The 25,368-nt window shown below is 43.4% G+C and carries 26 protein-coding genes and 1 pseudogene; 5 read left to right on the top strand and 22 right to left on the bottom strand.

All coding sequences use genetic code 11. The features are described 5' to 3' along the window. Positions 1-150: 150 nt before the first annotated feature. Both secDF and B9L23_RS15185 read right to left on the bottom strand, forming a co-directional pair. Positions 151-2,403 carry a protein translocase subunit SecDF gene (gene secDF / locus B9L23_RS15180; RefSeq protein ID WP_089097946.1) on the bottom strand — a complete coding sequence of 751 codons (2,253 nt, stop codon included), beginning with the start codon at positions 2,401-2,403 and terminating at the stop codon, positions 151-153. A 196-nt stretch (positions 2,404-2,599) separates the two neighbouring features. After that, positions 2,600-2,896, bottom strand: coding sequence for a post-transcriptional regulator (locus B9L23_RS15185; RefSeq protein ID WP_062753020.1), 297 nt, complete (start codon positions 2,894-2,896; stop codon positions 2,600-2,602). 103 nt (positions 2,897-2,999) lie between these two features. On the opposite strand from B9L23_RS15185, the gene spoVB reads away from it, so the two are divergent. Next, positions 3,000-4,562: a stage V sporulation protein B gene (gene spoVB / locus B9L23_RS15190; RefSeq protein WP_089097947.1), complete on the top strand. Its 1,563-nt coding sequence runs from the start codon at positions 3,000-3,002 to the stop codon at positions 4,560-4,562. A 70-nt stretch (positions 4,563-4,632) separates the two neighbouring features. Continuing rightward, positions 4,633-5,007 carry a TIGR04086 family membrane protein gene (locus B9L23_RS15195; RefSeq protein ID WP_089097948.1) on the top strand — a complete coding sequence of 125 codons (375 nt, stop codon included), beginning with the start codon at positions 4,633-4,635 and terminating at the stop codon, positions 5,005-5,007. Between the two features lie 43 nt (positions 5,008-5,050). Here the strand turns inward: B9L23_RS15195 and yajC are convergent, their stop codons facing one another. The 15 genes from yajC to nadB all read right to left on the bottom strand — a co-directional run bounded on the left by yajC (position 5,051) and on the right by nadB (position 18,589). Further along, positions 5,051-5,326, bottom strand: a complete 276-nt coding sequence (gene yajC / locus B9L23_RS15200) for a preprotein translocase subunit YajC (RefSeq protein ID WP_081188777.1) — start codon at positions 5,324-5,326, stop codon at positions 5,051-5,053. Between the two features lie 15 nt (positions 5,327-5,341). Beyond that, the gene (tgt, locus tag B9L23_RS15205; protein WP_062753026.1) at positions 5,342-6,484 is read right to left on the bottom strand and encodes a tRNA guanosine(34) transglycosylase Tgt; all 1,143 of its coding nucleotides are present in this window, start codon (positions 6,482-6,484) and stop codon (positions 5,342-5,344) included. Positions 6,485-6,501: 17 nt separating this feature from the next. Then, positions 6,502-7,530, bottom strand: a complete 1,029-nt coding sequence (gene queA / locus B9L23_RS15210) for a tRNA preQ1(34) S-adenosylmethionine ribosyltransferase-isomerase QueA (protein ID WP_081188778.1) — start codon at positions 7,528-7,530, stop codon at positions 6,502-6,504. A 21-nt stretch (positions 7,531-7,551) separates the two neighbouring features. Next, entirely contained in the window at positions 7,552-7,758 is a 207-nt protein-coding gene (locus B9L23_RS15215; protein WP_062753030.1) for a DUF2905 domain-containing protein, read from the bottom strand. Beyond that, positions 7,755-8,756 carry a Holliday junction branch migration DNA helicase RuvB gene (gene ruvB / locus B9L23_RS15220; RefSeq protein WP_062753032.1) on the bottom strand — a complete coding sequence of 334 codons (1,002 nt, stop codon included), beginning with the start codon at positions 8,754-8,756 and terminating at the stop codon, positions 7,755-7,757. Before ruvB ends, B9L23_RS15215 begins: the two co-directional genes overlap by 4 nt. A 13-nt stretch (positions 8,757-8,769) precedes the next feature. Further along, positions 8,770-9,375 (bottom strand): Holliday junction branch migration protein RuvA, encoded by a 606-nt coding sequence (gene ruvA / locus B9L23_RS15225; RefSeq protein ID WP_062753034.1) that lies wholly within the window; start codon positions 9,373-9,375, stop codon positions 8,770-8,772. A gap of 122 nt (positions 9,376-9,497) precedes the next feature. Continuing rightward, the gene (locus tag B9L23_RS15230; protein ID WP_062753036.1) at positions 9,498-9,983 is read right to left on the bottom strand and encodes an intercompartmental signaling factor BofC; all 486 of its coding nucleotides are present in this window, start codon (positions 9,981-9,983) and stop codon (positions 9,498-9,500) included. 175 nt (positions 9,984-10,158) lie between these two features. After that, positions 10,159-10,899 (bottom strand): YebC/PmpR family DNA-binding transcriptional regulator, encoded by a 741-nt coding sequence (locus tag B9L23_RS15235; RefSeq protein WP_015864632.1) that lies wholly within the window; start codon positions 10,897-10,899, stop codon positions 10,159-10,161. 189 nt (positions 10,900-11,088) lie between these two features. Next, on the bottom strand, positions 11,089-11,817 hold the full coding sequence (locus tag B9L23_RS15240) for a YhcN/YlaJ family sporulation lipoprotein (protein ID WP_062753038.1): 729 nt from the start codon (positions 11,815-11,817) through the stop codon (positions 11,089-11,091). A 114-nt stretch (positions 11,818-11,931) separates the two neighbouring features. Further along, positions 11,932-12,672 (bottom strand): NAD(+) synthase, encoded by a 741-nt coding sequence (nadE, locus tag B9L23_RS15245; RefSeq protein ID WP_015864634.1) that lies wholly within the window; start codon positions 12,670-12,672, stop codon positions 11,932-11,934. A gap of 40 nt (positions 12,673-12,712) precedes the next feature. Then, positions 12,713-13,654 (bottom strand): phosphotransferase, encoded by a 942-nt coding sequence (locus B9L23_RS15250; RefSeq protein ID WP_245842435.1) that lies wholly within the window; start codon positions 13,652-13,654, stop codon positions 12,713-12,715. Further along, complete coding sequence (safA, locus tag B9L23_RS21455) at positions 13,651-14,886, bottom strand: SafA/ExsA family spore coat assembly protein (RefSeq protein ID WP_089097950.1); 1,236 nt, start codon at positions 14,884-14,886, stop codon at positions 13,651-13,653. Before safA ends, B9L23_RS15250 begins: the two co-directional genes overlap by 4 nt. 169 nt (positions 14,887-15,055) lie before the next feature. Continuing rightward, entirely contained in the window at positions 15,056-16,159 is a 1,104-nt protein-coding gene (gene nadA / locus B9L23_RS15260) for a quinolinate synthase NadA (RefSeq protein ID WP_062753044.1), read from the bottom strand. Then, positions 16,159-17,010, bottom strand: a complete 852-nt coding sequence (nadC, locus tag B9L23_RS15265; RefSeq protein ID WP_015864638.1) for a carboxylating nicotinate-nucleotide diphosphorylase — start codon at positions 17,008-17,010, stop codon at positions 16,159-16,161. Before nadC ends, nadA begins: the two co-directional genes overlap by 1 nt. Before the next feature lie 28 nt (positions 17,011-17,038). Further along, positions 17,039-18,589 carry an L-aspartate oxidase gene (gene nadB, locus B9L23_RS15270; RefSeq protein ID WP_089097951.1) on the bottom strand — a complete coding sequence of 517 codons (1,551 nt, stop codon included), beginning with the start codon at positions 18,587-18,589 and terminating at the stop codon, positions 17,039-17,041. Positions 18,590-18,694: 105 nt separating this feature from the next. On the opposite strand from nadB, the gene B9L23_RS15275 reads away from it, so the two are divergent. Genes B9L23_RS15275 through B9L23_RS15285 form a run of 3 tightly spaced genes read left to right on the top strand, consistent with a single transcriptional unit; the run spans position 18,695 to position 20,885 of the window. After that, positions 18,695-19,834 carry an IscS subfamily cysteine desulfurase gene (locus B9L23_RS15275; protein ID WP_089097952.1) on the top strand — a complete coding sequence of 380 codons (1,140 nt, stop codon included), beginning with the start codon at positions 18,695-18,697 and terminating at the stop codon, positions 19,832-19,834. Position 19,835: 1 nt separating this feature from the next. Beyond that, positions 19,836-20,375: a transcription repressor NadR gene (locus B9L23_RS15280; RefSeq protein WP_015864641.1), complete on the top strand. Its 540-nt coding sequence runs from the start codon at positions 19,836-19,838 to the stop codon at positions 20,373-20,375. A gap of 48 nt (positions 20,376-20,423) precedes the next feature. Further along, complete coding sequence (locus B9L23_RS15285) at positions 20,424-20,885, top strand: NUDIX hydrolase (protein WP_089097953.1); 462 nt, start codon at positions 20,424-20,426, stop codon at positions 20,883-20,885. A 63-nt stretch (positions 20,886-20,948) separates the two neighbouring features. Here the strand turns inward: B9L23_RS15285 and pheA are convergent, their stop codons facing one another. The 5 genes and pseudogenes from pheA to B9L23_RS15310 all read right to left on the bottom strand — a co-directional run bounded on the left by pheA (position 20,949) and on the right by B9L23_RS15310 (position 25,265). Next, entirely contained in the window at positions 20,949-21,797 is an 849-nt protein-coding gene (gene pheA, locus B9L23_RS15290; protein ID WP_015864643.1) for a prephenate dehydratase, read from the bottom strand. 21 nt (positions 21,798-21,818) lie between these two features. Continuing rightward, complete coding sequence (locus B9L23_RS15295) at positions 21,819-22,262, bottom strand: ACT domain-containing protein (RefSeq protein ID WP_015864644.1); 444 nt, start codon at positions 22,260-22,262, stop codon at positions 21,819-21,821. 29 nt (positions 22,263-22,291) lie between these two features. Further along, positions 22,292-23,578, bottom strand: coding sequence for a GTPase ObgE (obgE, locus tag B9L23_RS15300; protein WP_015864645.1), 1,287 nt, complete (start codon positions 23,576-23,578; stop codon positions 22,292-22,294). A 242-nt stretch (positions 23,579-23,820) separates the two neighbouring features. Then, positions 23,821-24,429: pseudogene (locus B9L23_RS15305) on the bottom strand (RNA-guided endonuclease TnpB family protein); the annotation flags it as partial. Positions 24,430-24,725: 296 nt separating this feature from the next. Further along, the gene (locus B9L23_RS15310) at positions 24,726-25,265 is read right to left on the bottom strand and encodes a sporulation initiation phosphotransferase B (RefSeq protein WP_081188785.1); all 540 of its coding nucleotides are present in this window, start codon (positions 25,263-25,265) and stop codon (positions 24,726-24,728) included. Positions 25,266-25,368: the final 103 nt, after the last annotated feature.

The following is a 25,368-nucleotide window of genomic DNA, read 5'->3' on the forward strand; positions in this document are numbered from 1 at the left end:
ATACAAAAAGGAAAAAAGGGTGAGCAATGAAGTTATTGTTTTTTTTGAATGATACGCGGGCTAACCATTTATTCGTCCAATCGATAATATAAGACATAAAACAAAAATGCCCCATAAAAACATGGGGCATTTTTTGCCTTCCGCTTTTCGTTATACTTGTGGTTCCAATTCTTTTTCTGAACGTTTTTTCGTCTTTCCTTTTTTCAATTGGTTGCCTTTCCAAACAATCCATAATTGCGCAGCGATGAATAAAGAAGAGTAAACCCCGCATATTAAACCAACGAAAAGGGCGATATTAAAGTTGAGAATCGCTTCACTGCCGAAGATCAAGAGAGCAACAACGGTAAAGATGACCGTTAACACCGTGTTAATGGAACGAGTAAGCGTTTGTTGCAATGCTCTGTTGACGATATGTTTTAAATCATCCACCGTTTTCACTTTGCGTTTTTTCAGTAAATCACGGATGCGGTCAAAAGTAACGATCGTATCGTTAATCGAATAACCGATAATCGTTAACACCGCAGCAATAAACGTTAAGTCAACTTCTAAACGAGTCAAGCTGAAAAAGGTGACGATGACAAACGCATCGTGAAGAAGCGCCACGATCGCGGCAAGCGCCATATATATTTCAAAACGAATCGTCACATAAATAATAATCCCAATGGACGAAATGAGCACAGCGATCAATGCGTTACGCGCCAATTCTTTTCCAATAACCGGAGATACCGTGCTGACGTTCGGCTCTGAACCATATTGCTGTTTAAAATGTGCTTTTAGCTCCGCAATTTCTTTTTTGCTTAACACGCCGATCAAACGAGCAACACCGATATTATTATGCTCGCCTGATAATACGATGTCCTCCGGTTTTAAGTCAAGCTTTTGAAACTCTTCTTTTAACTGCTGAACATTAATTGGTTTATCACTCATTACTTCTATGCGCGTGCCGCTCGTAAAATCGATGCCAAGATTAAGCTTCAGCGTTAATAAGGCAATAATCCCGATCACCGTTAGCAAACCAGAAAAAATGAAAAACTTTTTACTATGTTTTACGAAGTCCAAACGATCAAATTTTGTCGGTACTTCCGTATGATCCGTTGTTTCGGCGATATTTAAGATTTCCGATTTTTTTACACCGAAATAGCCTGGCTTATTGTTCAGCCAGCGGCTATGGACAAGCAGGCCAAGCAACAGGCGCGTGCCGTACACCGCGGTGATGAAGCTTGCTAAAATGCTGATGATCAGCATCGTTGCGAACCCTTTTACTGAGCTTGTCCCGTAAATAAAGAGAACAATACCGGCAATAATCGTCGTAATGTTCGCATCCACAATTGTCGCCAACGATCCTCTATTCCCAGAACGGAATGCCGACATAACCGACTTGCCTAGCTTAATTTCCTCTTTAATCCGCTCATACGTAATAATATTGGCATCAACCGCCATCCCGACACCTAAAACAAGAGCGGCAATTCCCGGCAATGTCAATACGCCGTTCATCCAATCAAAGATAAGCAAAATAAGGTAAATATAAACAGTTAAGGTAATGACAGCGATAACCCCTGGCAAACGATAAAACAAAATCATAAAGAGGAAAATCGCGGCAACCCCTACAATGCCGGCAAAAATTGTTTTTTGCAGGGCATTTTGGCCAAACTGCGCCCCGACCGATGTCGAGTAAATTTCTTTTAACTCGACTGGAAGCGCGCCAGCATTAAGCAGGTCAGCTAATTGCTGTGCCTCCTTAACGGTGAAATTGCCTACGATGGAGACATCTGTTTGGGCAAATACTTGGTTTACCGCTGCCGCGGAAATAAATTTTGGATCTGCTTTTCCCGCTTCTTTCGCGTAGGAATCTTCTCCTTCTTTAAAGTCCAGCCAAATGACCAATAAGTTATTTGGCGGTCCCATTTTATATACTTTTTCTGTCACTTGTTTAAATTTATCCGCATCTTTTAATTTAATGGCAACACTCGGTTTCCCGTTTTCGTCAAAGGACAGCTTTGCTCCGCCTTGAACAAGATCGCTTCCATCCATTAACACGTTATCATGCACATCGCGGAACGTTAATTTTGCCTGCGTCGATAAAATCTCGCGCGCTTGATTTTGATCTTTTATCCCCGCAAGCTGCACGCGAATCCGATTTTTTCCTTCTATTTGAATGTTTGGCTCGCTCACACCGAGCACGTTAATCCGTTTGTTTAGCGCGCTCACCGTGCTTTTTAATGTTTCTTTGTCAATTTTATCGCCTTTTTTCGCTGGCTTTACTTCATACAGCACTTCAAAGCCGCCTTGCAAATCAAGACCTAATTTAATGTTATGTAAAATTCCTTGAATCGTCGGCCCCATCACTCCTGCAAAAAGCAAAAGCAACAGGAAAAACGCGACAATGCGACTGCGTTTTACCATAATAAAAAAGTCCTCCTTCAACTCGTCTTACCACTTACTTCTCATGATTGTCACTCATCTAGAAATTACTTACTAGACTAATTTTCGAAAAAAAGAAAACTTCTCTTACACCGAAAAACAATGCTTGCGAACGCTTGGTTTTTCTCAATAATCCAATTATGAAACAGTTAACGGAAACTGTCAATTTTCTACATCACTATAATAATTCGTTTAACACTGCTTCTAAATCATCATTTCCAGAACAGTGCTGTTCTTTATATGATTGCATCGTAATAAATGACATGTACTCGCCGATTTGTAACGATAAAATATCGTTGACAAGCTCAAATAACTTTCTTTCTTCTTTAAAATTTTTCCATTTCTTTTGAACTAGACAATCCCATATTTGATCCATCGTCACCTGTTTATAACCAAGCAGGCGAAATTCATCATACTTGCATTGCAATGCGGGCATCAGCTGTTCTCGCAGTTCTTTTTGTTTTTCCTTTTCCATTCTCTCGCCTTCTCCCTCTGAAAACTTGTCATGCTTGTTTATATGTATTGCATATAGTTAATTGTATAAAAGATCATGACATTTGAGAAGGTAGGGAGACGAGATGTCTAAATTTCTACAAGGAACGATGATTTTAATCGTTGCTGGTTTGATTACAAGAGCGCTTGGATTTGTCAACCGCATTGTCGTCGCCCGCGTTATTGGCGAGGAAGGCGTTGGATTGTACATGATGGCGATGCCAACGCTTGTGTTAGCCATTACGATCACGCAAATGGGGCTCCCTGTCGCCATTTCAAAACTAGTTGCAGAAGCCGAAGCGGTTGGCGATCGACAAAAAGTGAAAAAAATTCTTGTTGTCTCTTTAACGATTACAAGTATACTTAGCGTTATCTTCTTCCCTACTATGATATTGCTTGCACCATTTTTATCACGAACATTATTTACTGACCCACGCACTTATTATCCGTTAATCGCTATTGCTCCTGTCGTCCCAATCATAGCGGTTTCTTCCGTGTTACGCGGTTATTTCCAAGGAAAACAGCAAATGAAGCCGTACGCATATTCACAGCTTTTAGAACAAATCGTTCGCATTAGTTTGATTGCCTATTGTACAAAAGCATTATTGCCGTATGGCATTGAATATGCTGCTGCAGGTGCGATGTTTTCATCTGTTATTGGTGAATTCATGTCATTATTATATTTGCTTTACATGTTTAAATTAAAAAAATCCATTAAGCTGCGAACAAAGTTTATTCAATATGTCAAGGCAGGAAAAGAAACGTTTGCAAGTTTAATGCGCATCGCTTTGCCAACAACAGGAAGCCGTTTAATTGGCTCTCTTTCTTGGTTTTTGGAGCCGATTGTCGTTGCAAACAGCTTGGCAATGGCCGGAGTCGCAACAACGCTAGCTACAAAACAATATGGTCAGCTGACTGGCTATGCTCTTCCATTATTAATGCTGCCGTCTTTTATTACGTATTCACTATCCACCTCTCTTGTTCCAGCAATCAGTGAAGCAATGGCACAAAAACAAACATTATTGGTTGAACATCGCATTCAGCAAGCAATGCGTCTTTCTCTCGTCACAGGCGGGCTCTCTGTCGTCGTCTTATATGTATTTGCAGAACCGCTCATGCAACTGATGTACGGTACAAGTGAAGCGACTATTTTTGTCAAAGTGATGGCACCATTTTTTCTATTTTATTACTTTCAAGGTCCGCTGCAGGCAGTATTGCAGGCCCTTGATTTAGCGAAAGCAGCGATGACAAATAGCTTAATTGGCGCAGCCGTAAAAATTGTCTGTATTTTCGCCTTAGCAACCCAACCGAGCTTAGGAATTATGGGAGCAGCATTGGCCGTTGCGATCAACACTGTGTTAGTCACATTGCTTCATTTTGCAACGATTATAAAAGTAGTATCTTATTCTATTTATCCACTCGAATATGTCAAGGCTTGTTTATCCATCACTATAGCAGGTGTTGCTGGGTACGTATCATTCCACTATTCTTTCATCATGCTGCCACTGCCTATACGAACGTTGGCTTCTATTACCGTTACCGCCATCGTTTACTTGCTTCTGCTGATTATTTTTCAATTGGTCAAACGAGAAGAGCTTGCACATATTCCGGCAATTGGTGCTTTTTTTGCGAAAAAAAATCGCAAATAAACTTCTAAACATGTCCGAATAGGAATATATTTTGGTGAAACTTATTTATCGGGCGACAGGGGGGAATGAGATGACAAAATGGGGAACAGCTATTGTTTATGGGGTTGTAACTATTTTCTTATTGGCGGCTCTCATTAGCTTCTTTTTATCTCTCATACTGAAATGGACAGACGTACAAGAACCTTCGTTAACATGGATTATTTTTGCCGGGTCGCTTCTTTCCATGTTCATTGGCGGGGTTGTAGCTGGTGGAAAAGGAAAAGAAAGAGGCTGGCTAATTGGCGGGGGAACAAGTTTATTATTTACATTCATCGTATTAGTATTTCAATTTTTGGGATTGGAAAAAGCATTCACTATTGAACAATGGGTATATCATCTAATCTTTTTTGTCGCAGCGGCGCTTGGCGGCATTGTCGGTGTAAACCTAGCCGCATCACGCAATTAAACGATGACGGCTACCTTTACTTGGGAAAGGTAGCCGTCATCGTTTACTTATTCTCTTTTTCCGTCACCACTTCGCGCACCGCCGAGCGGTCATATGTAAGACGCGTGCCATCGCCTGCACGAATGACAACTTTATCTTCATCGACCGAATCGATGATCCCATGCAGTCCGCCAATGGTGATGATTTTATCCCCTTTTTTTAAATTAGCCTGCATTTGCTGAATCGCACGCTGCCGTTTTTGCTGCGGCCGAAGCAGCAAGAAATAAAAAATGACAAAAAACAAAATAATTGGAAGTAAATTAGCAATCATCGCTGACATTCATTTCCCCTCTTTCTAAAAATTTTTCGCATTTGGTTTATTAAAGCCATATTGCTCAAAAAATTCCTCGCGAAAATCTCCAAGGCGGTCTTCGCGAATCGCTTGTCTCACTTGCTCCATTAATTTTATCAAAAAATAGACATTATGGTAAGAAGTTAAACGAATTCCAAATGTTTCATCACATTTGATGAGATGGCGAATATATGCGCGTGTATAATTGCGGCACGTATAGCAGTCACAATTAGGATCAAGCGGCGAAAAATCGCGGGCGTACTGTGCGTTTTTAATGACGACACGCCCCTGGCTCGTCATTACTGTTCCATTGCGGCCAATACGTGTTGGGAGCACACAGTCAAACATATCAATGCCGCGAATCGCCCCGTCGATGAGCGAATCCGGCGAACCGACTCCCATCAAGTAACGCGGTTTATTCGCCGGCAAAAGCGGTGTCGTAAACTCGAGCACACGATTCATCACTTCTTTCGGCTCACCAACGGATAAGCCGCCGACAGCATATCCCGGAAAATCCAACGACACTAAGTCTTGTGCGCTTTGTCTGCGAAGATCTTCAAATTCTCCGCCCTGCACAATACCGAATAATCCTTGCTCATTCGGCCGCTTGTGTGCTTTTAAACAACGCTCCGCCCAACGGCTTGTTCGTTCCACGGACTGTTTCATATATTCATATGTCGCCGGATATGGGGGACATTCATCGAACGCCATCATAATGTCTGAACCAAGCGCATTTTGTATTTCGATCGCCTTTTCCGGAGATAAAAATAGTTTATCTCCATTTAAATGATTTCGGAAGTATACCCCTTCTTCCTCAATTCTCCGAAATTCGCTTAAACTAAACACTTGAAAACCGCCGGAATCCGTTAAAATGCCGCGGTCCCAGTTCATAAACGAATGAAGGCCTCCGGCTTCTTTTACGATTTCGTGCCCCGGCCGCAGCCAGAGATGATACGTATTGCTCAAAATAATGCCGGCACCTATTTCTTTTAATTCTTCCGGCGATAATGTTTTCACAGTTGCTAGCGTCCCAACCGGCATAAACATCGGTGTTTCAAACGAACCGTGCGGCGTATGAAGAATCCCAAGCCGCGCCCCCGTTTGTTTACACGTTTTAATGAGTTCGAAACGAATTGGTGATGTCAACCCAACGATCTCCTTTCTTAAATAATCAACATTGCGTCGCCAAAACTAAAGAATCGATACCGCTCTTTCACCGCCGCATTGTATGCCCGTAAAATATTTTCGCGGCCGGCAAGAGCGCTGACAAGCATAATAAGCGTTGATTTCGGCAAATGAAAGTTTGTCACTAATCCATCGATTGCCTTAAATTCATAGCCTGGATAAATGAAAATATCCGTCCAACCGCTTTCCGCTACAAATGCACCGTTATGTTTTGATGCAATCGTCTCTAACGTGCGTGTAGACGTCGTACCGACAGCAATAATGCGTCCTCCTTGCTGTCTCACCTCGTTTAACAATCGCGCCGTTTTTTCTGTCATCTGATAAAATTCGGCGTGCATATCATGTTCTTCAATGTTTTCAACGTTGACTGGACGGAACGTACCAAGCCCAACGTGGAGAGTAATAAACGCGATATGCACTCCTTTGGCCCGTATATCGTCAAGAAGCTGTTCCGTAAAGTGAAGTCCGGCTGTCGGCGCCGCCGCTGATCCGACTTCACGGGCATATACAGTCTGATAACGCTCCGGGTCATCCAATTTTTCTTTAATATACGGTGGAAGCGGCATTTCCCCAAGCTGTTCAAGCACTTCATAAAAGATGCCTTGATAAGAAAATTCCAAGATACGCCCCCCATGCTCAAGCGTATCGACACATGTCGCTTTCAGCCGTCCATCGCCGAAAGTAATTTCCGTGCCGACTTTTACTCGTTTTGCTGGTTTCACTAACGTTTCCCATCGGTCTCCTTCCAATTGTTTTAATAACAACACCTCGATGTTGGCGCCAGTATTTTCTTTTTCCCCATAAAGCCGCGCCGGCATCACACGCGTATCGTTCAAAACAAGACAATCTCCTTTGTGCAAATACGATAAAATATTGCGAAAGGTTTCATGATGAATTTCGCCGGTTTTTTTATCGAGCACCATCAACCGCGATGCGTCACGGTTTAATAGCGGTGTTTGTGCAATTAACTCTTCTGGCAGCTCAAAGTCAAACAAATCTATTTTCATTCTTCTCATCTTCCCTTTCTTTTAACGAAATCGCCCAAGCACATAAAAAATAAGCGACAACACGATGCTTAGCAAAATAGACGTAACAACCGGAAAATAAAAAGTTGTATTCCCTTTCCGAATAATAATATCTCCCGGAAGACGGCCTAGTTTAATAAACTGCATGAGAAAACCGACAATAATGAGAACAACTCCAATCGTCATGATAAGCTTAGGCAGGCTATTCATTGTTTTGGAACCTCCATTCCAAAATGTTCGTAAGCAATAGGGGTAACGATACGGCCGCGCGGGGTGCGCTGTAAAAAGCCAATTTGCAATAAATATGGTTCATATACATCTTCAATGGTCTGCACCTCTTCGCCGATCGTTGCGGCAATCGTATCAATGCCAACCGGCCCACCAGCAAACTTTTCCATAATCGCTTTCATTAATTTATGATCGATATGATCAAGACCTAATCGATCGACTTGCAATAGCTCTAGCGCCTCTTTTGCCAACGAAAATGTGATCGTTCCGTCTCCCCGCACTTGAGCAAAATCGCGAACACGTCTCAAAAGACGATTCGCGATGCGCGGCGTGCCTCGCGAGCGCCTAGCGATTTCCAACGCTGCATCTTCCTTAATGTCCACGTGCAAAATCTCTGCCGTTCGCATCACAATTTGTGTAAGATGCTCAGGTGTATAATACTCTAATCGGCTAATCACTCCAAAACGGTCACGAAGCGGAGCAGATAAAGCACCGGCTCTTGTCGTAGCACCAACAAGCGTAAACGGAGGTAAATCAATACGGATCGAGCGAGCAGTTTGTCCTTTTCCAATGACGATATCCAAACAATAATCTTCCATTGCCGGATACAGCACTTCTTCGACAGAACGGTGCAGACGATGAATTTCATCAATGAACAACACATCGCCCGGCTCCAAAGAAGTTAAAATTGCCGCTAAGTCTCCTGGGCGCTCAATCGCCGGCCCGGAAGTCGTGCGAAGATGAACTCCCATTTCATTCGCAATAATCGCTGCTAACGTTGTCTTTCCTAACCCGGGAGGTCCGTACAACAGCACATGATCAAGCGTTTCTTCCCTCATTTTTGCCGCTTCAATAAATACTTTTAAATTATCTTTCACTTTGTCTTGTCCAATATATTCATGCAAAAACTTCGGGCGGAGACTATATTCCAGCGAAACGTCTTCACGGTGGGCATCACCGGAAACAAGGCGTTCTTCCATTTCTCTCCCCTCCCTATTTTAACAATTGCTGAAGCGCTCGTTTCACATATTGATCTGTCGATAAGTTTTCTCTCATTAACGACGGTACTACCTTTTGAATTTCCCGTTCTGCGTAGCCAAGTGCTTTTAACGCTTCGATCGCCTCCTCGAGAGCAGATAAATGAGGTTGTGCCGCTTCTTCCTGGGAATCAAACAAATCTGGATATATTCTAGCAGTAAAAGTAGTAAGCTTCCCTTTTAAATCGAGAATCATTTGCCGCGCTGTTTTTTTTCCGACCCCCGGAAACTTGCATAAAAACGCTTCATTTTCTTGTTCAATCGCTTCGACAAGCTGCTCGGGCCGACCCGCTGCTAAAATCGCTAATCCGCCTTTTGGGCCAATTCCTGAAACTTGCAATAGTTTCGCAAACAACGTTCGTTCTTCACGGGTGCGAAATCCGTACAAAGCAAGCACGTCTTCGCGAACGTATTGATATGTATAAACCGTTACGATTGTATCACGGCTTTCTTGAAACGAAAACGGATTGGGTGTAAAGATTTGATACCCAATGCCGTTGTTGTCGATCACAATATATTCAGGGCAAACATAATCAACGTATCCGCGGACAAATTCAATCAACGCTGTACTCCACTCCTTTTCTTTCCTGCCTTTCATTGTACCATACCATTACATTATAACAAAAAGCGAATGTATATTCCTATTTAGAAAACAAAAAAGACTTACCCTAGCGATAAGTCTTTCTAACGTATTAAAGCAAAATGACGATATGTTTCGATAATATCTTTATACTGTGACTTGGAGACGACGCGAATTCCTTTTTTCAGTTGCTCATGCTGGCGGCTTTCGAGTTTTTTTACATCAATTTGAAAAAATGATTGAATAACCCGTGTGGAATGAGCAGGTTTGCCTTCAAAAATAGATAATGTTCCGTCTTCGGTGATTCCAAAATAACCGTTCGCTTTTAATAATGGGGAAATATCATTCACTGTTTTGCGAAATACTATCGTTTGATCATCCATATTCACAAGCTGCCAGTCTTTATATTTTTTCCATATATCTTTCATGGAAACAACGGTTTCTTCTTTTGTTTCTTGGCTCACTTCTCCGTCTAAATATTGCTGCTCTAAAATAATCGTCATTTTTACGGAAGATGGCGCAGCAAAAGCAGCCTGGATGAACAATACATAGGAAGCGATCATAATGAAGAAAGTGGCAAGAATTCGCATCTCCTTTTCCTCTCTTTCTAGGTAAATAAACAATATGCTTATTTCTATTTTCACCAATGTGAGAAGTTTTATCCTTTGCACCGATTCCGCATTTCTATATTTTCCGCCGTTATTATTGTGACAAACGCCAAAAAATAATGCCCTATGCAGCCAGCATAGGGCATTATTTCAATTATTACTCTTCCAACACCGATTCGTCCAAATTGTGGTACACCTCTTGGACGTCGTCGTCATCTTCAAGGGTATCGATCAGTTTTAGCATTTTCTTTAGATCATCGCCAGCAAGCGTGGTATATGTTTGTGGAATCATTGTAATTTCAGCGCTAGCAAACGTAAAGCCGTTTTTCTCTAATTGTTCTTTTACTTCTTCAAATGCTTCCGGTGTTGTATAAATTTCAAACGAATCTTCGGTTGTTTCCATTTCTTCCGCTCCTGCTTCAATCGCTTGAAGAAGCATGTCATCTTCATCGATGTCAAGTCCTTCGCGGGCAATGACAAGAAGTCCTTTTCGGTCAAACAAATAAGAAACGCAGCCGGTTTCCCCTAAATTGCCGCCATTTTTTGAAAAGGCTACTCGCACGTTCGAAGCGGTACGGTTTTTATTATCGGTTAAGCAAACGACCATCACGGCAACGCCGCCAGGTCCGTATCCTTCATAGCGAACTTCTTCGTAGTTCGTATGTTCTTGTGTTCCTGTCGCCTTTTTTATTGCACGTTCAATATTTTCGTTTGGCATGTTCGCAGCCTTTGCTTTTTCAATAACAAGGCGCAAGGCTGGATTGGATGCTGGATCGCCTCCGCCCGTTTTAGCCGCTACATAAATTTCTTTCGCCAATTTCATAAACAATTTGCCGCGCTTTGCGTCTTGCGCATTTTTACGGCGTTGAATGTTCTTCCACTTCGAATGTCCAGCCATCGAAATTTCTCCTCTCATCGCAACGAAATTTCCGATATTACTATACCAAAAAAACAGGAAAATGTCATATAACAAAAATAGGCGGATTCTTCTCCTACACAGCCGATTTTCTTCGTTGAAGAAGAAGCCTTCTCGGCTATGTTTTACAAAAAATGGGAACACCTTTTTAGGTGTCCCCACTTTTTCACATTAACGTGTATTTGCAGGACGTTCGTTAATTTTTCCATCAATAAAAATCGTTTTTAAATCACGTTCGATTTCTTCCATTGGCCGGCCGCGGCGGATGTCGTTGTCGATCGTACGGACGCGGTTGTACATGCTAGGATTGGAAACGATGCGCACATGTTTGCCTTTCGTATGCGGTGCAACCGCTTGGGCGACAAGACGCTTCACATGATCTGCGTATTTGGAATTGGTCGAAATCGCAACAAGCACATGATCACGGTAAACAAGCGTCCGGGCATCGTTGACTCCTCTTACCGCAGCGGCGCGGCGGGAGATCGTTTCCGCCAATCGTCCGTCATACTTCCTATAGTAAGAAGGAGTTGTTTTACTTTCCATCGAATTTAAATGCCCATGGTAGTTGCGGTCCGCATCACTGAAATCAGCATCGAGCGGAAGCGCAGGCGTATCCGTATCAAAACGGGTAATTCCCGGAATACGTGCACGGTTATTGTCTGTATCGAAAAAATCGGCCGCTGGTCCGCGACGGCTTAATATATAGTTGTTATCATAGTTAGTCGCATTTGTTCCATAGCGTCCGTAACGGAAGTCATCATCAAAACGCTCCGTGGAATAGTACCCGATCGGACGCGTTGCATCATTGTAGCGTCTATCATCGTTGTCCGCGTAATTGGCGCATGCAGCCATCGCGCTCAAGACAGAAACAGCCCCGATGATTTTCATTGCGTTTTTCATGGAAAAACCCCCTTTTTTTCCTTCGCTCGCACCAGGCCAAAAAAAACATATTCCGGCCTTATTATTAGCTTGGCGAAGGAAAGAGGGTTTTATCGCTGTCAGTTAACGGTAGAATTAGAATTTTGGCGGTGCAATCGCCAACTGGCGTTTATGTTGTGAACGCTTGTGCAAACGCTCAATAATTTGCCGGTCTTTTTCCGGAACTTCTTCTCCTTTTAAATATTTATCAATCATCTCGTAGGTTGTCCCCATTTCATTTTCATCTGTTTGCCCTTCCCATAATCCTGCGCTTGGCGCTTTTGTAATAATTTCGTTCGGAACGCCGAGAATGCGCGCCATCTCGCGCACTTCTCCTTTCGTAAAATGAACGAGCGGCACTAGATCGACTCCGCCGTCCCCATATTTGGTAAAGTACCCTGTATACCATTCCGCTGCATTATCAGTGCCGACTACCATATATCCGTAATTATTGGCAACCGCGTATAATGTTGTCATGCGAAGGCGCGCTCTTGTGTTCGCATCACCTAAACGCGCTGTTTCTTCATTCCATTCTCCTTTTTCTTTCAGTTGTTTTTCCACTTCTCCAAATAACAGGTTATGCGTTTCGGTTAAATCAATGATCAAGTGTTTAATGCCGCAGCTTTCCACCACTTTTAATGCATCTTCCATATCTTTCGGATTGCTTTTACATGGCATAATCAATCCGAGCGAGTTGTCCGGAAATGCACGTTTAATTAAGTGGGCGACAACTGCTGAGTCAATGCCGCCGCTAATTCCAACAATTGCCCCATTTAATCCGGCATCCGCTACTTGGTCGCGCAGCCATTGAATAAGTTTTTCAATTTTTTCTTCCATTTGTTTTTCGACTTCCTTTCACGAAAAATCTATGTATGTTTTATTTTATCATATCGATAATTTTACGGACAAACTGTTTACGTTCTTTCCGCGCAATCGAAAGAGGCTTGTTATGTTGTAACACAAAGCGCCATTCACGCATAATATCTGCCGGAAATAAAAGAGCATGCAAAAACCATGGTTTTGTAAGCCAAAATGAAAAGACAGGAAATTGATATAACTGTGAAAAAGACCATTGCAAATGTGGCAAAATACGGCTCGCATACTGCAAATAATCGATGCCTGGCGAAGCAATGGCAATCGTATCATAGTCGATTAAATAGATCATTCCTTCTTTTGTCCGCAAAAAATTATGGGAAGCGACATCGCCGTGAATAATCGTAACAGGCTCCGCTGCTAACGACGGCATATAGCTTGCGAATGTGGCAAGACAATATTCCGCATGCTGAATCGTCCAAGCGATATCTTCTTTATCCATTATTTGTTCGATTAATGATAAATGGGCATAAAAATCATAATAGCGGCGCTGCCACATGCTATATAAATGGTAGTACGGAACAATCGTTTGAAACAACGGAATTTTTATTAACAGCCTGGCGATGGAATGATATGTTTGTAACAATTCCAGTCCATCGGCGATATCTTGTTGACGAGCGAATGATAATCTTTCTGCATCGGAAATATATGTTTGCATCACCCAAAAGGCGCCTTCAAAGAAAAATACACCATTTTGTCCCAAAGTGGTATATATGGCAGGAACATGAACAAACCCCTCCTTTCTTAACGATTGCATAAATAGCGCTTGTCTCATCGCTTCGAAAAAGGTTCGATACCGTTTGATCACCCAATATCCTTCGCATGCTGTAACTACCCATACGTTATGTTTGACTGTTTTTATATTTTTCACACGTAAGCCGTATTCGTTTTGCAGAAGAAAAAAGAGACGACCTGCTACATCGTCTCTTTTTTGCTTATTGTTCACCAATAATCGTTACTCTCCTCGTCATGCGGTTCTGTAAATAATTGTTCTTCCGTACGAGGAAACGCTGAAGTGGTTGGTGCTTGTGTGAATGGATATGCCGTCCCTGCCGCCGGATATGGATAAGGAGCAGGGGCAGCTGGCGGATAGTAGCCGTACGACGCCGGCGGCATGTATGGATAAAACGCTGGATGCCATCCATATCCTTGCATTACTGGTAAAATCGGTGCACATGGCATAATCGGATAAGAAGAAGCAGGTGAATATGAAGGAAATGGTGGCATATTTGCCGATGCCGGATTTACCGTTGGTGATGTATGCCCTGGCATTAGTGGCACTTCACCTGATTCACCGCTGCTTTCTTCAATACCAGGAAATGGATGAGAACCACTTTCCGCATCCCCGTATGTTGATGGTTGTAGATATGTTGGATAGTTAACTGGCATGGTTGGCATAGGTGGAAAATAATGCCCTGCACCTGGTAAAATAGGAGTTACCGGGCCACACGGCTGTGGTGGCATTGGTGCAACAGGCGCTCCTCCCATCGCATATGGCTGCTGCATCATCGGAACGTATGGAGCTTTTGGAAGTTCTGGTGGTGTATCATCTGATGCTAATTCTTTTTCTTCTACCGCCTCAGCCTCAGCCTCAGCCGGGCTTTCTAATTCTTGTTTCATAATTCCCGGTAAAATATTTTCTGGTTTTGGCGGAATCGGCGGAACATTAGAAATCGCATTAGAAAAGTTAATATTTACGTTTGACGTTACTGGTGGAATCGTATGCGATAACGGTGGAATGTTGAACTGCTTTTCCTCAGAACCTAGTGCGGCATTATCTGATTTCGGCCCTTCGTTCACCGGCGCTTTTGGCGTTTCCTTGATCGGTGCTTTCGGCGCTTCATTCACCACTGCCTTGGGAGCCTTGTTTACCTTTTCTTCTTTTATAGGCTCCGAAAACTCCGCCTCAATGTTCACCGATGCAAACGGCTTTGTATGGGCATACGGGTGCTCTATATTTTCTTCTTTTTTCGGAGCCAGATTAATTTTTGTTTCTTTTTTCGGCGCTTCTTTTTTTACCGGAACTCCCGCAGTCGGTACTTTAATTTTCATTCCCGGCATAATCATATCTGGATTGCTCAAATGACCGTTCATTTTCTTTAGCTGTTCAAAATCGACCCCATACTTTTGCGCGATTTTCCAAAGCGTATCGCCCTTTTGGACAATATGGATTTTCACTCCGTTCCCCTCCTAACCCGAAACTATTAACGTTGTATCTCAGCTTCCGCTTGTTGTCACCATCATCCTTCAACACAATTTATGATAAAAGCCGTTGTTTTATGATAAAAAAATCATCCTGCCCAGCGGAATATCACTGTCTGGCAGGATGATTAGTTCACTTTTTCCTTTACGCCAGCGCCAGCATCCGCTCAAGCGCCTGCGCTGCATCTTTTGCAATTAGCGGAGGAACGGTAATTTGGTTAACAATTTCCCCTCTTTCAAGTGATTCAAGCGCCCATAGTAAATGCGGCAAGTCGATGCGGTTCATCGTGAGACATGGGCACATATACGGATTTAACGAAATGATTTCTTTATCAGGATGTTCGCGCATCAGGCGGTTCACCAAATTCATTTCCGTGCCAATCGCCCATTTGCTTCCGGAAGGAGCGTTTCGGATCGTTTCAATAATGTATTTCGTGGAACCAGCATAGTCGGCTTGCTGTACAACATCCCAGCTGCACTCCGGATGAACGATAATGTTCATATCCGGCTTTGTCCGACGAATATATTCAATATGACGGACAGTAAAGTTTTCGTGAACGGAACAATGTCCTTTCCAAAGAATCACTTTTACTTTCTTTATATCGCCTTTGTATTCTAAACGATCCGTATGCGGATCCCATACCGCCATCTCGTCTAACGAAATTCCAAGCTCATAGGCTGTATTTCTGCCTAAATGCTGATCTGGCAAAAAGAAAATTCTCTCTTTTTGCGTAAACGCCCATTCGACCATCTTTTTCGCGTTCGAGGAAGTAACGGTCGCGCCGCCGCGGCGCCCAACGAACGCTTTAATCGCCGCCGTCGAATTCACGTATGTTAACGGCAAAATCGTGTCACCAAACAGCTCTTGCAATATCGGCCACGCTCGCTCCACTTGTGTAATGTCCGCCATATCAGCCATCGAGCATCCGGCCCGCATATCCGGCAAAATGACTTTTTGATGGTCACCCGTTAAAATGTCTGCCGTTTCTGCCATAAAATGTACACCACAAAATACAATGTATTCCGCTTCACTATTTTGCGCCGCTACTTGCGCAAGCTGCAGCGAATCGCCTGTCGCATCGGCAAATTGAATCACTTCGTCTTTTTGATAATGATGTCCCGGGATAAACAATCTTTTTCCAAATCGCTCTTTTATTGCCCGAACACGTACTTCCATCTCTTCCATGCTCATCGTTTTATAACTTTCCGGCATATCGTCAAGCCGCTTCATTATTTCTAGCACGTTCATTATTTTCTCCCCCTATTCCATCCTTGCAAATGAAAACTAATATCTAGCGCTTTAGCAGAATGTGTCAACATACCGAGCGAAATATAATCTACGCCGGTTGTTCCGTACGCAGCGAGGTTTTCTAATGTAATCCCGCCAGACGCCTCGGTGACAATCGGCTTTGGCACTAGCGAGACAAACTCGCGCACTTCCTCTGGAGTACGATTATCAAACATAATGACATCAGCCCCCGCCTCCACTGCTTCTAACACTTGCTCTTTCGTTTCTGTTTCCACTTCGATTTTGACCATATGACCAAGCTTTGCGCGCACCGCCCGTACCGCTTTCGTAATCGAACCGCAAAAAGCGATATGATTATCTTTAATCATGACACCGTCGTACAAACCAAAACGATGATTATAGCCTCCTCCGCATACAACGGCGTACTTTTCTAACATCCGTAAGCCCGGCGTTGTTTTTCGCGTGTCACAAATGCGCGTATGACTGCTGTTTAGTATCATTACCGCTTGATGTGTTAACGTAGCGATGCCGCTCATTCGCTGCAGCAAATTTAATATAACGCGCTCCCCTGTCAATAGCGGAATAACCGGCCCAGATACAACGGCAATCGTCTCCTCTTTTTTTACTTGTTCGCCATCACGTTTATAAAGCGTTACATCGATGCCTGGATGCAATAGACGATATCCTATAGTAATAATATCTGTCCCCGCTAACACCCCATCTTCCTTCGCCGTAAACGTTCCTGTCGCCCATTCATTCTCTGGAAAAATCATTTCGCTCGTAATATCGTGTTCACCAATATCTTCAATGAAAAATTGCTGCAATAGCTGTTGCAATTTGAGTGTATTCATCATGTCCCTCCGCTCTTCCAGCAAATTGTTATACCGTTACGGTCAGCTCTTTTTTTGTCCGCCGAATACGCCGTTGTCTCCATTGTTCTCTCTCAAACGGATAATCAGTGCGATAATGACCGCCCCGGCTTTCTGTACGCTCTAGCGCCGATGTTGTTATAAGCCAGCCGGTTAACAGCATATGAATAACCGTAATTTCCTCGATGGAAAAATCATCAAGCGAACCATTCACAAAGTCAGACAACGGAAATTGTTCAAACCACTGTTTTGCACGTTGCAGGCCTTGTTCATGACGAACGATGCCCGCATATATTGACATGATGGTTTGAATGGTTGGTATTTCTGGTAAATCGTTCACGCCCCTTTTGATACTGTGTATATCATTTGTTTTTTTACGTAATGGTGTCGGCGGCGCTGTTTCTCTTCGGATCGCCTCTGCAGCGCGCGCTCCGAACACAATTCCCTCCAGCAGCGAATTGCTCGCCAACCGATTTGCCCCGTGAACACCTGTACATGCCACCTCTCCGACGGCATATAACTCTTGTATGGAAGTCTGTCCGCAATCATTAACCAAAACGCCGCCCATCAAAAAATGAGCGCCTGGCACAATCGGAAGCCTGCCTGTTTCCATATCAATACCATGTTCCGCGCATAGATTTGCCATCGTCGGAAATCGTTCGCGGTAACTCGGAATCGCTGAAATATCTAAATAGACACGATGTCCCTTGCTCATTTCGTCATGAATAGCACGGGCTACAATATCGCGGGGAGCCAAGTCTTTTAGTGGATGGACATGTTCCATCATTCTCCGCCCGTCTTCTGTCACTAACACCGCACCTTCGCCACGTACTGCTTCTGAAATTAAGCCAACCGCTTTCCCATCGACAAACAACATCGTTGGATGGAATTGGATAAATTCGACGTCGGCAATAACCGCGCCGGCGCGATAAGCTAATGCAATCCCATCCCCTGTAACCGTTGAAGCATTCGAAGAAAAAGCATACATCCCCGCGCATCCTCCCGCTGCGAGCACGACAGCGCTTGCATAATAGCACGAAATCTCTCCTAATTGATTTTTCGTCTTAATTCCGACGCAGCGGCCATTTTCAACAAGCAGTTCGATGACATACTCGCCCTCCACGATCGTCACGCGTCCCATTAACTTTTCTAACAAAAACGAGACGATCGTTCTCCCTGTTTGGTCTCCTCCTGCATGCAAAATCCGCCGTTTACTATGCGCCCCTTCCTGTCCAAGATGTAGGATGCCATCCTGATTGACATCGAATGACAATCCTGCATTTATTAATTCGCGAATTCGTTTTGGCCCCTCACGAACGAGCAGTTCAACCGCCTTTTCGTCATTATGATGACAGCCAGCAGTCATCGTATCATCAAAATGACAACGCCAATCATCCTCCTGTGAAACGGACGCAGCGACACCACCTTGTGCCAGCCATGAATTGCTTTCTTCTTTTTTTGTTTTTGTGAAAATCGTCACATTTTTATGTTCATGCAAATAATAGGCAGTGGTTAACGCCGCAATGCCGCTTCCGATGATAATAACTCCATTTTCTGGCATAAAATTGCCTCCTAATTTCATACTGTCTTGACACCTATATTTACATATATTTAAACTAATGACAAGAGTTTTGTTAACATTTTGTGAACAAAAGGAATGATTTTGATGATTTATCTTGACTATGCCGCTACAACACCGATGAGCAAAGAAGCGCTAAATGCCTATGTAGAAGCAGCTGACGCTTACTTTGGAAATGCAAGCAGTTTACACGATATCGGAAGCAATGCCGAACGACTGTTAACTATTTGCCGAAAAGAACTTGCGACGCTTATTGGCGGCGAGGAACGAGGGATTTATTTTACAAGCGGGGGAACAGAATCCAATATTCTTGCTATTCGTTCGCTTATTAACGCGCATCGCCACCGCGGAAATCATCTCATAACAACCGAGATTGAACACGCTTCCCTTTATCATCTATTCCAACAATTAGAAAAAGAAGGATTTGAGGTCACTTATTTACCGGTTAACCGTTTTGGACAAATTGATATCGGCGATTTACAACGGGCGATTACACCAAAAACGATTCTCGCCTCCATTCAACACGCCAATTCAGAAATCGGAACAATACAGCCAATTGACGAAATTGGACGGCTGCTTCGGCGTCATGGGGTAATCTTTCATAGCGATTGTGTCCAAACTTTTGGTAAAATACGAATTGATGTGAAAAAGATGTTTATCGACAGCCTTTCGATTTCTGCCCATAAAATTTATGGACCAAAAGGGGTCGGTGCGGTATATATTGACCCGCGCATCAACTGGCAGCCATGCTTTCCTAACGCCACCCATGAAGATGGATTTCGCCCGGGAACAGTCAATGTGCCTGGAATCGCTTCTTTTATCACCGCGGCACAGCACATTTGTGAGAATATGGATTCCGAACATACACGCTTCGAACAACTGCGCCGTTACTTGCTGGCGCTTATTCGTGAAAAAAGCTTGCCTGTCACGGCAGAGGGGCATCCTAACGTTCGCCTGCCACATATTATCGGGCTTTGCGTTCATGGAATTGAAGGGCAATATGTCATGTTGGAATGCAACCGTGATAACATCGCCATTTCCACTGGAAGTGCGTGTCAAATTGGAAAACAAGCTCCTTCGCGGACGATGTTGGCAGTTGGAAAATCTGTAGAGGAAGCAAAACAGTTTATACGTGTTTCATTCGGGAAATGGACGACGGAAAAAGACATTGACCAACTTGTGTCTTCCCTTGAGCGAATCAGTCAGCAAAGAAAGGAGTTTGAATGAATTGAAAGAAGAGAAAAAAATTCTCGGGGAAAAGCGGCGCCAGCTCATTTTGCAGTGGCTAAAAGAAAGCAAAAGGCCGATCACCGGCGCCGAGCTCGCCGCAAAAACAAACGTCAGCCGCCAAGTAATCGTGCAAGATATTTCACTATTAAAAGCGCGCAATGAACCGATTATCGCCACGAGCCAAGGATATTTATACTTGCCGCCAAACATTCCAGCACAAACATATACGCGCACCATCGCGTGCTTTCATACGCCTGAACAAACAAAAGAAGAATTATATATTCTCGTTGACCACGGCGTCACTGTCAAAGATGTGAAAATCGAGCATCCCGTATATGGGGATTTAACCGCTTCCGTGATGGTCAGCAATCGGCTGGAAGTCGATCAATTCATTCAAAAAATTGAAGAAACGAAGGCATCGTATTTGCTGCAGCTGACAGATGGCACTCATCTTCATACGATTGAAGCGGATTCGACCGCCAAGCTCGACGCTGCCTGTCATGCTCTCCAAAAAGCCGGGTTTCTCATTGAGTCGTAGAAATTCACCCCTTACAATAATTTCGAAACAACTGAAAGGAAGAATGGTATGGGTTACATTGAAGAACTGCGCGCCCTTATCGGCCATCGCCCCGTCATTTTAGTTGGCGCACTGGCGATCATCAAAAATGAAAAAAACGAAGTATTGCTGCAAAAGCGCAGACAACCTAAAGGATATTGGGGGCTCCCGGGCGGATTAATGGAGCTTGGGGAATCGGCCGAGGAAACAGCAAGACGGGAAGTATGGGAAGAAACAGGACTCACCATCGGAAGCTGCCGGCTCCTCGATGTCCTTTCCGGACCAGGCACGTACGTGAAAGTTCCTAATGGAGATGAATTTTATGCCGTTACAATCGTGTATGAAACGAATGAATTTTCCGGAGAAATCCGCGCAAATCCTGAGGAATCATTAGATGTGAGGTTTTTTCCAGTTAACGAGCTTCCAGAACAAATGATCCAAAGCCATTGCCGCGTCATAGAGAAACATATAAAGCCATCCCCGCCACTATAGGTTAGGGACGGCTTATTTTTTATCACAGCCTCCTCCGCTAAGCGAAAATATAGGGAGAGAGGTTTATATAATATAATACGGATAACTCCCTAATACTTGCACGGTGCAATCGAGCGCTTCAAGCTCAGCGATCGCACCTGGAATTAACACTTCATCCATCTTTTGGTCAATATCGATGATAAAAAAGTAGTTTCCTAATCCCGTTTTCGCAGGGCGGGATTCGATTTTCGTCAAGTTTAATTTGCGCCACGCAAACGCGGAAAGCACTTGGTGAAGAGCGCCGGGCTGATCTTTCGGAAGCATCACCATCAATGTCGTTTTATCCCCAGCATACAGCGGCGAATCGATTTTCAGCGGTTCGTTTTGCTTGCGGACGATAATAAAACGGGTATGATTATAATCATAATCGTGAATATTTTCTTGCACGATCGTAAGCCCATATTCTTCGGCCGCCAGCCGGTTGGCAATCGCCGCAATCGGAAGGTGCGGACGTTCGCTGACGAATTTCGCAGCTGCGCTTGTCGATGTCATATATACGTGCTTTGCTTTTTTTAAATTAGCGTGCAAAAATTTGTGACATTGCGCAATCGCATGTGAGTGGGAATAAATTTCTTTCACTTCCGTCCAATGATGCGCATGGTATGGGTGGACCATTAAATGCTGTTGAATGGGTGCGATAATTTCCCCAACGATTGGAAGCAATTGTTCATGAATTAAATAATCAAGCGTTAAATTAACCGAGCCTTCTAACGCATTTTCAAGCGGTACTACCCCAGCATCAATCTCTTCATTGCTTACCGCATCAATGCATTCTGGAATGGTATGGTATGGAATTTTTTCTGCGCGAGGAAACATCGTTGTTACCGCTAAATCGGTAAATGTTGCTTTTGGCCCTAAATAACCAATTTTCATTTTAATTGCCTCTCCCTTACTTTAATACGCTCCCGAGCCAACAATTTCAACTTTTTCGATAAATTCAAGCCGCCGCAACTTCGCAAGCAGCTCCTCAATATCTTCTTTCATCTCGTTTGTGCTAATAGATAGAGTAACATTTGCACGACCTTGAAGCGGAATCGTCTGATGAATCGTCAGCACGTTGCAACCAGCTGCCGCAACAACGCTAAGCAGTTGGGAAAGGGTGCCGGAGCGGTCTTCTAAATGAAAAAATAATGTAACAATACTTTCTTTCACTACCGCTTGAAACGGAAATACCGCGTCACGATACTTATAAAATATGCTCCGGCTGACATCCACTAACCGCACTGCTTCCGCGACAGAATCAACTTTTTTTCGCTCTAGCAATTCTTTTGCTAAAAGCACTTTTCGCATCGCTTCTGGCAATACGTCTTCACGAACTAAGTAAAATTTTTTATCCATCGTGCCTCCCTCCCCTGCCCCTTTAAGCGTTAATCAACAAACTCAAATTCATAATCCAAAAGCCTTACAATGTCTCCATCTTTCGCACCGCGCTCACGCAGCGCATCATCGACCCCCATTGCCCGCAACTGTCGGGCGAAACGGCGAACGGATTCCTCTCTTGAAAAATCAGTCATTTTAAATAACTTTTCGACTTTTTCTCCAGATAGAATAAACGCTCCATCACTGCCTCTTGTAATCGTAAATGGCGGCTCCTCTTTTTCATACTTGTAGACAACGCGCTGAACCGCTGGCTCTTCCACTTCGTGAAGCGGGAATTCCGGCGTCGTTTCTAAAAGGTCGGCGATTGCAAATAGCAGTTCGCGCACTCCTTGTTTAGTCACCGCGGAAATCGGAAAGATCGGCACATCGTCCCCGATTTTTTCTCTAAACTTTTGCAAGTTTTCTTCGGCATTCGGCATATCCATTTTATTGGCAGCGATAATTTGCGGGCGTTCCGTTAACCGCAAATTGTATTGTTTTAACTCCTCGTTGATCACTAGGTAATCTTCGTACGGATCCCGCCCTTCTGTCGCCGCCATATCAATGACATGGACGATGACGCGCGTCCGTTCGATATGGCGCAAAAATTGATGGCCTAATCCGACGCCTTGATGGGCGCCTTCAATCAGCCCAGGCAAATCGGCCATGACAAAGCTTCTGCCATCATCCGTTTCGACCACGCCTAAATTAGGAACGAGCGTAGTGAAATGATATTCGGCAATTTTTGGCTTCGCCGCAGAAACGACGGACAGAAGCGTTGATTTTCCAACACTCGGAAAACCGACTAAGCCGACATCAGCGAGCAGTTTTAATTCGAGAATGACATTGCGTTCTTCTCCCGGCTCCCCGTTTTCCGCGATTTCCGGTGCAGGGTTTGCCGGCGTGGCAAAACGTGTATTTCCTCGTCCGCCGCGTCCGCCTTTTGCGACGACAAATCGTTGACCGTTTTCCGTTAAATCCGCTAATACTTGATTGGTGTCCGCATCGATGACAACCGTCCCCGGCGGTACTTTGACGATCAAATCTTCACCGTTTTTTCCGTGCTGATTTTTCGACATGCCATTTTCGCCTCTTGGCGCCTTAAAATGACGCTGATAACGAAAATCCATGAGCGTCCTTAATCCTTCGTCAACGACGAAGACAACGTCTCCGCCTTTTCCGCCATCACCGCCGGCAGGTCCGCCTTTTGGAACATATTTTTCACGGCGAAACGCAACCATTCCGTTGCCGCCATCGCCGCCTTTTACGTAAATTTTCACTTGGTCGACAAACATCTTGTTTTCCTCCGATCTATTCTTGATGCCATGACTGTTTATTATTTTGCACAAAAACCAGAAATAATAGTGTCTTATATAGGAACACGATCGTTTCTGTTCATGTAAAATAGTGCACAAGGTCGGCAAGCAAACGCTTGATGCTCTCAGTAAAAATGTTGCATCCATCCACTAGTGAACTACCCCCACTTAATTTTCTAGCGAAAATTTGAAGTGGGGGCTTCCAAAGAAGTTTGACTGCTTCAAGCAATCCTTATTCTTTGAGGCGTGTCCACTTCGCCGCTAGAGCATAAGACACTCAGGTCTACAGCTTTACTTTTCTTTAAGATGTTTAATGCGCCATTGACATCAGCATTGATTAGTTTGCCAGACTTTGTTCGATACAAGCCGCGCTTAATACGTTTGCCACTGAACTTATATTCTTTTGGATTGTCGGCATTATATTCAGGAATCTCATCCCCGTCAAAAAAGCTGGCTTTAGACGTATATGACTCTTCCTGTTTGAAGAATTTAATGCCGTAAAATTTACAAAGATACTCTAGTTTTTCTTTTATATTACCGAGAGGAATATTGACAAAGTTTTGATTTGTCTTTTTTCCTAGATTCATATTGCGCTGCAATGTTTCCGCATAGCCAATGACAAGTTTGCCAATTTGATTTTCAATACAGTAGTTTATGATGTAACGGCAAGTCTTGTTGATATAATCATTCACTTTATTATTGCGATTCATAGCAAGCAAAGCTTGTTTACGGGTTGTACCTTTGATTTTTTGCTTATCTTTAATGCTTTGAAGTCTGGCATTTTCTTTGTTAAACCATTGATTAATACTTTTTAATCTCCGACGTTGTACATGTTCTTGGCAATATGGCACAGTTCTCGAAGAGTCAAGTATTCTTCTTTGGTCAAACCATTTAGCTGTTGTTTGATACAAAAATACATTTTTTCACCTCCCATCTAACTATATGATACTATATTTTACTGAATCTATCCTATTTTCAGCAAAATATAGTTAAGGCGATTCATCTCCCACTTACTCCGCTTCGCTTCGTTGAAGTGGGAGTCTTCTCGCCTAATTAAGATAAAAATAAGTAGCTTTTATTATATCTATTCAGTAAACCGCGGCCACCTGTTCCATCACGAATGCCGTCAAAGGATAATTTTTATAAGTACGGTCATCTCATTATTATGTATATCAAAAGATTCGAGATGGATCGCCGCTTGCTGTCGATGCTCACGAAGCCATTGAACAATGATATCCTTATCTTTTATCGTTCCGCTGTAATCAAAAAACAACTTTACTTCCTCGCTTAACACTTCAATGGAAATGCTCATATGATTTTCGTCATGCTTATCCGCTTGTTGTTCCATTAAATTCAAAAAATTGCTGCTCCATGTTGTTAAATCTTCGTCATAAGAGGATAAATCACATTCATCCCCAAGCACTTCATATTCTAATGAAATAAGCCGTGTTTGCCAATTATAAGTCATCATCCATTCCGCAAATTGTACCGCTTTTAAATTGGTAAGCTTCGTTTCCTGCTGCATCTCGCCAATAATTTCATCAATAATTTCGTAAACTCGCTCTATTTTATTTAGCGTCAAATTCCCTTTAATAAGCTGAATTTTATTCAGCCAGTCGTGGCGGGAATGACGCAATACATCCACTATTCTCCATTGCTTTTCCATTCGTGTTCCACTATCCTCCACTATTTTTCCATCCGTAGCGTTCTATTCATCAATCACACAACTTGATCGATCGTCCATTTATCTTTACTATAGCATTTTTCTA

The sequence above is a fragment of the Parageobacillus galactosidasius genome, from assembly GCF_002217735.1.
Lineage (GTDB): Bacteria > Bacillota > Bacilli > Bacillales > Anoxybacillaceae > Parageobacillus_B > Parageobacillus_B toebii.